Below are 11,028 nucleotides of genomic sequence, written 5' to 3'. Positions count from 1 at the left end.
TTCGTCTTAGGTTGTGCCACGCTGGCGCGGCACGAGCAGATCGGACATGCCCACGCGGTGCAACATCTCCGCTCTCACGCGGTCCAGTACCGCGAAGCCGACGTCCGCACCGTCCTGGGTCGGATCGACATGCACGCGGAACGGCCGCTTCCCAAAGGGCGCATCGACCGCTTCGACAATCGCCTCGGCCACGAGGCCCGCGTCGGCCTCCCGCGGCACGATGGCGGCGAACGCTTTCTGGATCTGCTCGCCGAACCCGGCATAAGGGCCCGCTTCATACGCCGCGACCACGCCCTTGTCGTCCGGACTGCCCGCATGCGAAAAGTGATTCGTGCCCGAGGTAAAGGCGCCCGGCACGATGATCGACGTTTCAATGCCCCAGCGCGAAAGCTCTCGCGCATACTGAACGGCAATCGCGTCCATGGCGGCCTTCGCTGCAAAATACGGCGCGAGGTAAGGCGGCGTGCCGCCTGCGGAACTGCTGCTCGACACCCACACCACGAGACCCTCGCGCCGCTCGCGCATGTGCGGCAGCACCGCACGATTCACCCGCTGCGTACCTAGCACGTTGATATCGTACAAGTGCGCATACTGCTCCGGGCTGAACGCTTCGGCCGGCCCGAAGGCCATGTGACCCGCGTTGTGGACGATGACGTCGATATGCCCGCTTTCGGCGATCACGCGGGCGATGCCCTCGTCCACGGACGGCTGCGACTGCACGTCGAGTTCGACGGTGCGCAGATCCACGCCGTTGTGCCGCGAGAATACCGCCATCTGCTCGACGACCGGGGCGTTGCGCCCGGTCGTCGAGCGCATGGACGCGTAGACGGTATGGCCCGCGTGGGCGAGTGCTTCGGCGGCAAGGCGGCCAAACCCGCTGGATGCGCCGGTAACGACAATGACTTTCTTCATGATGGGCTCCTTGTTCATCGTGAAAATTATGATCAGGACATCAAACAATGCCGCCGTTCACGCGTATCGTTTGACCGTCGATCCAGCTTGCGCCGCTGCCAACGAGAAACGAGACCACCTCCGCGATGTCGTCCGCCTGGCCGAGCCGCTCGAGCGGCGGCATCTTCGCAAGGCGCTCGATCTGCTCGGGCGTCTTGTCCTTCAGGAACAATTCGGTCGCGGTCGGTCCGGGGGCCACCGCGTTCACGGTGATATTGCGGCCGCGCAGTTCCTTGGCGAAGATGTTCGTCATCGTCTCCACGGCGGCCTTGGTGGCGGCGTAGACCGAGTAGCCCGGCAGCGCGAGCGCCTGGATGCTGCTCGAAAAGTTGACGATGCGGCCGTCCTGGCGCAGCTTCTTCGCGGCAATGCGCAGCGTATTGAAGGTGCCCTTGAGGTTGATCGCGACGAGCCGGTCGAACAGCGCGTCGTCGGTATCGGCCAGATTGACGAGGCCCGGCTGCATGACGCCCGCGTTGTTCACGAGGATATCCACGCCGCCAAAGAGCGTAATGGCCTGGTCGAACATCGCGGCCACCTGGGCCGGCACGGCCACGTCTGCCTGAATCGCCGCGGCGCGGCCGCCGGCTGCCTTGATTTCCTCCACGACCGCGTTGGCGTCCGCCGCGCGGCCGGCGTAGTTGACGACGACTGCGATGCCCTCGCTCGCGAGGCGTTTGGCGATGGATGCGCCGATACCGCGGGAAGCGCCGGTAACGATTGCGACTTTGGGGGTGTTGGCTTGCGTGCTCATGGTGATGCTCCGTTTCGGTTGGGTGGGGATGTAACGCGGTGCAACGTGATGCGATGGGTGCATCTTCCCGCCAGGCAGCATTCCACGGTAGCCGCATAGCCAGCATATCGGTTATGCTTCCAGCGTATGACCATCTTCAACGACCTCAGTCTGCTGCAGGCGTTCGTTTCCATCGTGGAAAGCGGCAGCATCTCCGCAGCGGCGCGCAAGCTGAACCTGAGCCAGCCCACGCTGAGCCGCCAGTTGCGTTCGCTCGAAGATCAGTGCGGCGCGGCGCTGCTGCGGCGCGACACACACCGCATGAGCCTCACGGAAACGGGCCACCAGTTCCTCGCCGACGCGCAGGCGCTGCTCGCGCTAGCCGAGGAGTCCGAGCAGCGCATGCGACGCGACCAGAGCGCGCTGAGCGGCAATATCCGCGTGTTCTCCACGATCGACTTCGGCCAGTCCGTGGTGAGCCGCATGATCAGCAGTTTTATCCAGGCGCACCCGGCGGTGAGAATGGAGTTGGCGTACTCGAACCGACCGCTGCACATGATCGAAGAGGGCTGCGACGCCGGTATCGTCGCGGGCGCGCTCACCGACGATCGCGTCGTTGCGCGCACGCTCGGCGAGATCCGGCGCTATCCGGTTGCCTCGCCTGCCTTCCTGAAGGATCACAAGCTCGCCAGCAAGCCGGAAAGTCTCCAGGCCTTACCGTGGATCGCACTTTCGAGCCGGCAATTCGGCGGTTCGAGAGATGTCACGCTGTATTCGGGGGCCGCCACGCATACGCTGCAGATCGAGCCCGTGATGATTTCGGAAGGGGTGACGAGCATGCGCGAGGCCGCACGCATGGGGCTGGGCCTCGCCGTGTTGCCGGAATGGCTGATCGAGGAGGACCTGATCTCAGGCCGCCTCGTGCGCGTATTGCCGAAATGGCAGGCGAAACCGCTCGCCGCGCAAATCGTCTATCCGCTGCAAAGGCGGCTGCCGTTGCGCGTGCAGGCGTTGATCGAATTCGCGACGGAATATATGACGACGGTTCTGAAACCGCGCTAACGCCTGATTTCCTTTATGCGCCCCGGCGCGGCGCCGGGCCGCCGAACTCCGTAGCGCGCACGGCCTCGACCAGATAATCGACGAACGACACAATGCGCGCCGAGATCGCCGTGTTGCGGTAATACACGGCGTGAATAGGCTGCCGCACGTCCTGTGTCTGGCGTGCGAGCACCTGCACGAGGCTGCCGTTCGCGCGGTCCTGCGCCGTCATGAAGTCCGAAAGACACACGATACCCACGCCCGCGAGCGCGAGTTGCCGCAAGGTCTCGCCGCTCGACGACCACACATCGGGCTCGATGCGCAGCGGCTCGCCATCGGCGCCCGTGAGCGGCCAGACGTTGAGCGCTTCGGGCTGAGTGAAGCCGAGCAGCGTGTGCCTGCTCAAGTCCTCCACGCGCGCGGGCCGCCCGTGTGCCGCCAGATACTGCGGGCTCGCGAGCACCCGTATGCGGCTATTGCCGACCAGGCGGCTATGTAGCGTGGAGTCCTTGAGCCGCCCAATGCGGATCGCCACATCGGTGCGCCGCTCCAGCAAATCGATAATGCCCTCATTGCTGTTCAACTCCAGTTCCACCTGCGCATAGCGCTCGCGATAGCCCTGCACGAGCGGCACGATCACATGGAGCATGAAAGGCGACGCCGCATCCACGCGCAATCGCCCCGCCGGCATCTCGCGCCGCGCAAGCATCTGCTCCTCGGCGCCCTCCACCTGCGCGATGATGGCTCGCGCGTTGTGCAGAAAGGCCTTGCCCTCTTCCGTTAGCTCGAGCCGCCGCGTGGTTCTGCGCAACAAGGTCGTCTTGAGCTTTTCTTCGAGCCGCGCGAGCGTCCGGCTCGTGGCGGACACCGTGAGATCCAGTTGTTGTGCCGCCGCCGTGATGGAGCCGCTGTCCACCACCGTGGCAAAGGCCTGCAGTTCATCCAGAGTGATCTTCATTCTTGATTTGAAATCAAAACACTTTGGTTTATAGACCAGTTTTTCGTCAAAAGTAAAACCCGCACAATGCAGCGATCCCAACTTGCCATTGCCCATCAAGGCACGACGTCATGCTCGAACGCGACCTCAGTCTACCCGCCACGGCCCGCCCTCAGCGCGCCGCCAACCCGCCTGCGCGCAGCGGCGCGGCGCTGCCGCTTCTGGCCCTTGCCGTTGGCGCGTTTGGCATCGGCACGACCGAATTCTCGCCGATGGGCCTGTTGCCCGTAATCGCCGAAGGCGTGCATGTGTCGATCCCCAGCGCGGGCATGCTGATCAGCGCCTATGCGATCGGCGTGATGGTGGGCGCGCCGCTCATGACGCTCGCGCTCGCCCGCTGGCCGCGGCGCACCGCGCTCATGGCGCTGATGGGCATCTTCACGCTCGGCAACCTGCTTTCCGCCATCGCCCCCGACTACACCACGCTGCTGCTCGCGCGGCTCGTCACGAGCCTGAATCACGGCGCGTTCTTTGGCATTGGCTCGGTGGTGGCCGCGAGTTTCGTGCCGCGCGAGCGCCAGGCAAGCGCCGTTGCGACGATGTTCATGGGCCTCACCATCGCGAACATCGGCGGTGTGCCGGCGGCCACGTGGCTCGGCGAGACCATTGGCTGGCGCATGTCGTTCGCCGCGACCGCCGGGCTCGGCGCGCTCGCCATTGCGGGCTTGTGGGCCGCGTTACCCAAAGGCGAAGCGGGCGACATGCCCAACCTGCGCGCCGAACTCGCCGTGCTCACGCGCCCGGTGGTGCTCGGCGCGCTCGCGACCACGGTGCTCGGCGCAGGCGCGATGTTCACGCTCTACACCTATGTCACGCCCACGCTCACGCATCTCACGGGCGCGACGCCCGGCTTCGTGACCGCCATGCTCGTGCTGAGCGGCGTGGGCTTTTCGATCGGCAACGCGGCGGGCGGGCGTCTCGCCGACCGCTCGCTCGACGGCACGCTGCTCGGTTTTCTCGCGCTGTTGATCGTCGTGATGCTGGCGTTTCCGGCGCTCGCCGCTACGCATGTGGGCGCGGCTGCGGCACTGCTCGTCTGGGGTGTCGCGACCTTCGCGGTCGTGCCGCCGCTGCAAATGCGCGTGATGCGCGCCGCTCACGATGCGCCGGGGCTCGCCTCCTCCGTCAACGTCGGCGCGTTCAATCTCGGCAACGCGCTGGGCGCCGCAGCGGGCAGTGCTGCGCTGTCCGCTGGTTTCGGCTACGGCGCGGTGCCGATCGTGGGGGCGCTCATCGCACTGGGCGGCGTTGCGCTCGTCGTCGTGCAGATCGTCGTGAAACGGCGCGCACGTTAATTCATTGTTAGTGCTCAGGTAACCCAATTAGTCACTTTTTAAGGAAAGCATCATGAGCCAGATTCCCGCATTCGGTCTTGGCACGTTCCGCCTGCAAGGGCAAATTGTCATCGACTCCGTGCGCAACGGCCTCGAAGTCGGCTACCGCGCCATCGACACCGCGCAGATCTATGGCAACGAAGCCGAAGTGGGCGAAGCGATCGCCGCTTCCGGCATCGCGCGCGATGAACTCTTTCTCACGACCAAGATCTGGGTCGACAATTACTCGCGTGACAAGCTGGTTCCGAGCCTGAAGGAAAGCCTGAAGAAGCTACGCACCAATGAAGTCGATCTCACGCTGATTCACTGGCCCGCGCCCAACAACGGCGTGTCGCTGGAAGAATTCATGAGCGCACTGGCCGAAGCGAAATCACAAGGGTTGACGAAACAGATCGGTATTTCCAACTTCAATATCGAACTCACGAAGCAGGCCATTGCCGTGGCCGGCAAGGAAAACATCGCGACCAACCAGATCGAGTTGAGCCCGTATCTGCAGAATCGCAAGCTCGTTGGCTTCCTCCAGCAAGAAGGCATTCACGTCACCTCCTATATGACCCTCGCCTACGGCAAGGTGCTCGGCGACCCCGTGATCCGCGCGATTGCCGACCGACGCCACGCCACGCCCGCGCAAGTGGCGCTCGCCTGGGCGCTGCGCCTTGGCTACTCGGTCATTCCCTCTTCGACGAAGCGCGAAAACCTCGCCAGCAACCTGCTCGCGCAAACGCTGGAACTCACGAACGAAGACATGGCGCAGATCGCCGCGCTCGAACGCAACGGCCGGGAAGTGAGCCCCGAAGGCCTCGCTGCACAGTGGGATTGAAGCGGGATTGAAACAGCACGTTTTGCAATACGAAGGAACACCCATGCGTATCACCATTCCCTCGCGGATCGGCTTTGGCACGGCTCCGCTCGGCAACATGTACCGCGAGATTCCCGAAGAGGAAGCGCTCGCCACCGTTGAGGCCGCCTGGCAAAACGGCATTCGCTATTTCGACGCGGCCCCGCTCTATGGCGCAGGGCTCGCAGAACTGCGCCTCGGTGAGGCACTCGCGCGCCACCCGCGCAATGAGTATGTGCTGGGCACCAAGGTAGGCCGTCTCATTCTGGACGAGGTGGAGTCCACCACGTCGCGCGACCTCGGCGAAAAAGGCGGGCTGTTCGAGCACGGCCTGCCGAACCGCATCGTCTACGACTACACCGAAGCCGGCACGCTGCGCTCGATCGAAGACAGCCTCAAGCGTTTGCGCACCGACCATCTCGACTACGTCTGGATTCACGATCCGGCAGTCGATTTCCACGGCGAAGCATGGCGCGACGTATTCGACATCGCGATGTCGGGCGCGGCGAAGGCGCTCACGCGCCTGCGCGAAGAGGGCGTGATCAAGGCGTGGGGACTCGGCGTGAACCGCGTCGAGCCATGCGAACTGGCGATCGAGCGCGCCGACCCCGACGGCTTCCTGCTCGCCGGCCGTTACACGCTGCTCGATCATGCCGGCGCGCTCGAAAAGCTGATGCCCGCGGCTCAGGCGCGCGGACTCGGCATTATCGTTGGCGGTCCTTATAATTCCGGCCTGCTCGCGGGCGGCACGCATTACGAATATCAGAAAGCGCCGCAAGCGATGATCGATCGCGTCGAGCAGATCAAGGCAATGTGTTTGCGTTACGGCGTGGATATTCGCGCGGTTGCGCTGGCGTTCTCGCTTGCTCACCCTGCGGTGGCAGGCGTGATTCCCGGTGCGAGCCGCCCCGAGCGTATTGCGGAAAATCGCGCGCTCGCAAATTGCGCGATTCCCGCCGCGCTTTGGGACGAACTCAAATCGGCAGGTGTGATCAGCGCGAACGCGCCGACCCCGCAGAACTAACGCATGGAGCTGCCAACCATGGCCAACGTTAGCGTATCTATCGAAATCGGCGCACCCGTCGAATCGGTCTGGGCGATGCTCGGCGATTTCAACGGTCTCCCCGCGTGGCTCGAGTTCGTGCGTTCGTCGCGGCTTTCGGACGGCGGCCGCATTCGCCACCTCGAAGCCATGGGCGGCGCGATCATCGTCGAAGCCCTGCTCGAGCACAGCGCAACGGAAAGGTTCTATCGCTACGCGATCGTCGAAGGCCCCGATCCGGTTTCGGATTACGTGGCGACGCTTTGCGCACGGCGAATCGATGCGGACACAACGGCAGCCACCTGGGCGAGCCGGTTCGAGCCGCGCGATGCGCACCAGGCCGCGTCGCTCGTCGGGCACTACGAGGTGCTGTACCGTGCTGGACTCGATCGCCTCAAGACGCTAGCCGAGGCGCGCGCCTGAGCGCGACCAAAGGCGCGCCGCGTTACATCGACGATTCGAGCATGGCGCGGTAATCGGCTTCCGAGGCCTCGCGCGGATTGGTCTTGTGGCTGTGATCCTTGAGCGCGCCCTTGATGATCTCGGGGAACATTCCAGCATGCACGCCAAGCTGCGCGAGGCCGGTCGGCAAACCGAGCCGTTCGGTCATCGTGCGTACCGCGTTCGCCACTTCGGCGCCGCTGCCCAACCCCATCGCCGTCGCCAGACGGTCGAGCTTGCCTTCGTCGCGCACCGAAGGCGCTGGCTCGTTGAACCGCAGCACCGCCGGCAGAAAGATGGCGTTCAGCGTGCCATGATGCAAGCGCGGATTGATGCCGCCGAGCGAGTGACTCAGACTGTGCACGCACCCCAGGCCCTTCTGGAACGCCAGCGCGCCCTGCATCGAGGCGCTCATCATGTTCAGGCGCGCGACGCGGTCGCCGCCGTCGCGCGTTGCGCGCTCGATATGGCGCCACGCGCGCCACAATCCGTCTAGCGCAATGCCGTCAGCGGGCGGATTGAAGGCGGGCGCGAGAAAGGTCTCCATGCAATGGGCAATGGCGTCCATGCCCGTCGCCGCCGTCAAGACCGGCGGCAAACCCAGCGTGAGTTCGGGATCGCAAATCGCCACACGCGGCACGACATAAGGCGAGATTACGCCGACCTTGCGGCCATCGTCGAGAATCAGGATCGCGCCGCGCCCCACTTCGCTACCGGTGCCCGCTGTCGTCGGCACCGCGATAACCGGGGCGGTCTTCGACGTGATATTCGCCGCTCCGCCTTCGATCACCGCGAAGCGCTGCAATGGCCCTTCGTGCGTTGCGCAAACGGCCACGCCTTTTGCGAGGTCGATTGCCGAGCCGCCGCCAACGGCGACAATGCCGTCGCACTCGCCGGCGCGGTAGGCCGCTACGGCCTCACGCACCGCCGCCTCATTCGGATTGGACGGCGTGCCGTCATAGATCGTTGCGCTCGCAACGCCTTCCAGTGCACCAAGGACGCTATCGATGATCCCCGCTGCGCGCACGCCCTTGTCCGTGACGATCAACGGCCGGCTGATGCCCACGCGTGCGCATTCGTCCTTGAGCAGACGGATGGCGCCAAATTCGAACTGGATCTGCGTGACGTAGTTGATGAGGGACATAGGATTGAGCTTCAGTTATAGTAAATTCAGCCATTGCGGCAGCAATCTCTCGAGACTGCAATTTGATTACCGCATTTCGGCCGCATAGTGCTATTGTTTCGGGCCAGTATAGGGAGACGCCCATTACGCGGTAATTGAGAAGATTTGATATAGCTATAACTTTTCCTCAACCCCATGACCCCGTCGCTCAATTCGATCATCTCCCGCCTTCATGTGAAGCAGCTCCGTCTCCTGATCGCGTTGGGCGATCACGGCTCGCTGCTGAAAGCCGCGCAACAGGTCGCACTCACCCAGCCAGGTGCGAGCAAAGCGCTGCAGGAGATCGAAACCACGTTTGGCACGCCGCTTTTCAACCGCACCAATCGTGGGCTCGAGCCCACCGAAGCCGGACACTGCGCGATCCGCTATGCACGCCTGATCCATACCGACCTCACTCATTTGCGCGAGGAGCTGGTCGGACTTTCGCGCGGGCGTGGCGGGCGTGTGGCGGTTGGCGTCATCATGGGCGCGGTGCCGCTGCTCACCGAGGCGATTTCCACGCTGATTGCGGCGCATCCGGAAATGTCGGTTGAAATAGTCGAAGACACGAGCGCGGCGCTCCTCGGCCAGATCGACGCAGGCAGGCTCGACCTGGCGATCTGCCGCACCACGGTCAGCCAGACGCCGCAGCACTACGAGAGCGTCAAGCTTCAGGACGAAACGCTCGCGGTGATCGCCAACGTGCGGCATCCGTTGCGCCGCGCGAAGAAGCTCGCGCTCAAGGACATGGAGAAGTACCGCTGGGTGGTCTACCGCGCGAACATGCCAATGCGGCTATTGCTCGAACGCGAGTTTCGCGAGGCCGAAATCCGCTTTCCCATGCACCTGCTCGAAACAACCTCCGCGTTCGCCACGCTCGCGTTGCTACAGGGCAATCCGTCGTTCGTCGCGCTGGTGTCCATCGACGTCGCGCAGTTCTTCGCCAGCCAGGAGATGGCCTGCATCCTCCCGCTGCGCCTCGCTTCGCGCAGCGAACCCTATGAACTCGTCACGCGCAAAGGCGCGCCGCTCTCGCCCACGGCACGGCTGCTCATCGAGACGCTGTGCGACAAGCAGGGCATCGAATTCTGAGCGCGCTTCTGAATGCGCGACGACCGAACCCGGGGAAACCCTGGCATTGACCTAAATCAAATCCCTCCCGCACAATGAACCATATCGTGGACTTAACGTCCATATTATGGACAAACGAGAGTAATTGATGACGGACAAAACCTATTCCCCCATGACGCCGTATCAGCTTCCGTTCCCCAAGGAAGCGCAGCAGGAAATCGTCATTCCCCACGCCATTCCCACCGACGAGCGCGTGTGGGTGCCCCAGGCCGAGAACGTATGGTTCCGCCCGTTGTGCCTGAACACGGCACAGGGCTACTGGATGAACTTGCTGCGCGTGCGTAAGTCAGGTGTCCTGAGCAGGCACCGGCATCCGCAGGCCGTTCACGGCATGGTGCTCAAGGGGCGCTGGCGCTATCTGGAGCACGACTGGGAAGCGACCGAAGGCAGCTACGTGTTCGAGCCGCCCGGCGAAACGCACACGCTCTACGTGCCGGAAGACGTCGAGGAAATGATCACCTACTTCCAGGTGAACGGCGTGATGTTCTATTGCGATCCGTGGGGCAACTACACGGGTTACGAAGACGTGTTCACGAAGATCGACATGTGCCGCAAGCATTACGCGGCTGTGGGTCTTGGCGAGGACTACGTGGACCAGTTCATTCGATGAGCCGCGCCCAGTATGATTTCACGGGGCGCGTGGCCGTCGTGACCGGCGCGGCGGGCGGCATAGGCCGCGCGATCTGCAATGCGTTCGCGCGCGGCGGCGCGCGCACGGTCAACTGGGACCGCGTGCCCGGCTCGCTCGATGCGCAAAATGCGCCGCGTCATATCGAAGCCGACATCACGCGCCCAGAGACGATCGAAGCGGCGCTCGCCGCCACACTCGCTGAATTCGGGCGCATCGACTATCTCGTGAACAACGCGGGCTTCGCCGGCTCGACCGTGCCCCTCGACGCCTACGATCCCGCCGAATGGCAACGCATTGTCGATGTGAATCTGGTGGGCACCTATCACGTTTGCCGATACGTCGTTCCCGCCATGCGCCGCGCGGGTTCGGGGCGGATCGTCAATGTCGCCTCGCTTGCCGGCAAGGAAGGCACGCCGAACGCGTCCGCGTACAGCGCGGCGAAGGCCGGCGTGATCGCACTCACCAAATCGCTCGGCAAGGAACTCGCGCAAACGGGCATTCTTGTGAATGGCATTGCGCCCGCTGCCGTGGAAACGCCGTTGCTCGCGCAGATGTCGCCCGCCCACGTGCAGACGATGATCGACAAAAGCCCACTCGGGCGCCTCGGAACCGTCGACGAGGTTGCCAATCTCGCGCTCTGGCTTTGTTCGGATTCCTGTACGTTCAGCACCGGTGCGACATTCGATCTTTCCGGCGGCCGTGCAACGTACTAGTACACGAGCTGCCC

The 11,028-nt window shown here is 63.9% G+C and carries 12 protein-coding genes; 8 read left to right on the top strand and 4 right to left on the bottom strand.

Annotated features, from left to right (window positions below; all coding sequences use genetic code 11):
* Positions 1 to 6: 6 nt before the first annotated feature.
* The gene (locus U5A52_RS10705) at positions 7 to 912 is read right to left on the bottom strand and encodes an SDR family oxidoreductase (RefSeq protein ID WP_321934730.1); all 906 of its coding nucleotides are present in this window, start codon (positions 910 to 912) and stop codon (positions 7 to 9) included.
* Between the two features lie 40 nt (positions 913 to 952).
* A complete protein-coding gene (locus tag U5A52_RS10700; RefSeq protein WP_321934729.1) occupies positions 953 to 1,705 on the bottom strand; it encodes an SDR family oxidoreductase in 753 nt (250 codons plus the stop codon).
* A 126-nt stretch (positions 1,706 to 1,831) separates the two neighbouring features.
* On the opposite strand from U5A52_RS10700, the gene U5A52_RS10695 reads away from it, so the two are divergent.
* Complete coding sequence (locus U5A52_RS10695; protein WP_321912009.1) at positions 1,832 to 2,746, top strand: LysR family transcriptional regulator; 915 nt, start codon at positions 1,832 to 1,834, stop codon at positions 2,744 to 2,746.
* 13 nt (positions 2,747 to 2,759) lie between these two features.
* Here U5A52_RS10695 and U5A52_RS10690 read toward each other — a convergent pair whose 3' ends face one another.
* Positions 2,760 to 3,683: a LysR substrate-binding domain-containing protein gene (locus U5A52_RS10690; protein WP_321912012.1), complete on the bottom strand. Its 924-nt coding sequence runs from the start codon at positions 3,681 to 3,683 to the stop codon at positions 2,760 to 2,762.
* Positions 3,684 to 3,793: 110 nt separating this feature from the next.
* On the opposite strand from U5A52_RS10690, the gene U5A52_RS10685 reads away from it, so the two are divergent.
* The 4 genes from U5A52_RS10685 to U5A52_RS10670 are packed head-to-tail and all read left to right on the top strand — an operon-like array spanning position 3,794 to position 7,359.
* Positions 3,794 to 5,017: an MFS transporter gene (locus U5A52_RS10685; RefSeq protein WP_321934728.1), complete on the top strand. Its 1,224-nt coding sequence runs from the start codon at positions 3,794 to 3,796 to the stop codon at positions 5,015 to 5,017.
* 52 nt (positions 5,018 to 5,069) lie between these two features.
* The gene (gene dkgB / locus U5A52_RS10680; protein ID WP_321934727.1) at positions 5,070 to 5,876 is read left to right on the top strand and encodes a 2,5-didehydrogluconate reductase DkgB; all 807 of its coding nucleotides are present in this window, start codon (positions 5,070 to 5,072) and stop codon (positions 5,874 to 5,876) included.
* Positions 5,877 to 5,919: 43 nt separating this feature from the next.
* A complete protein-coding gene (locus tag U5A52_RS10675; RefSeq protein WP_321934726.1) occupies positions 5,920 to 6,918 on the top strand; it encodes an aldo/keto reductase in 999 nt (332 codons plus the stop codon).
* Positions 6,919 to 6,936: 18 nt separating this feature from the next.
* Positions 6,937 to 7,359, top strand: a complete 423-nt coding sequence (locus U5A52_RS10670) for an SRPBCC family protein (protein ID WP_321934725.1) — start codon at positions 6,937 to 6,939, stop codon at positions 7,357 to 7,359.
* 22 nt (positions 7,360 to 7,381) lie between these two features.
* On the opposite strand, the gene U5A52_RS10665 is transcribed toward U5A52_RS10670, so the two are convergent.
* A complete protein-coding gene (locus U5A52_RS10665; RefSeq protein WP_321934724.1) occupies positions 7,382 to 8,521 on the bottom strand; it encodes an iron-containing alcohol dehydrogenase in 1,140 nt (379 codons plus the stop codon).
* Between the two features lie 174 nt (positions 8,522 to 8,695).
* Here U5A52_RS10665 and U5A52_RS10660 point away from each other — a divergent pair, with 174 nt between their 5' ends.
* From U5A52_RS10660 to U5A52_RS10650, 3 genes are all read left to right on the top strand, one after another.
* On the top strand, positions 8,696 to 9,631 hold the full coding sequence (locus U5A52_RS10660; RefSeq protein WP_321934723.1) for a LysR family transcriptional regulator: 936 nt from the start codon (positions 8,696 to 8,698) through the stop codon (positions 9,629 to 9,631).
* A 127-nt stretch (positions 9,632 to 9,758) separates the two neighbouring features.
* The gene (locus U5A52_RS10655) at positions 9,759 to 10,280 is read left to right on the top strand and encodes a 2,4'-dihydroxyacetophenone dioxygenase family protein (protein ID WP_133181145.1); all 522 of its coding nucleotides are present in this window, start codon (positions 9,759 to 9,761) and stop codon (positions 10,278 to 10,280) included.
* Positions 10,277 to 11,014 carry an SDR family NAD(P)-dependent oxidoreductase gene (locus U5A52_RS10650; RefSeq protein WP_321934722.1) on the top strand — a complete coding sequence of 246 codons (738 nt, stop codon included), beginning with the start codon at positions 10,277 to 10,279 and terminating at the stop codon, positions 11,012 to 11,014. The genes U5A52_RS10655 and U5A52_RS10650 overlap by 4 nt, the downstream gene beginning before the upstream one ends.
* Positions 11,015 to 11,028 lie beyond the last annotated feature (14 nt).

It is taken from the genome of Paraburkholderia sp. J8-2 (assembly GCF_905220195.1).
Taxonomy (GTDB): Bacteria; Pseudomonadota; Gammaproteobacteria; order Burkholderiales; family Burkholderiaceae; genus Paraburkholderia.
Note: the sequence above shows the minus strand (reverse complement) of the source record. Positions and strands in the feature narration are given on the sequence as shown.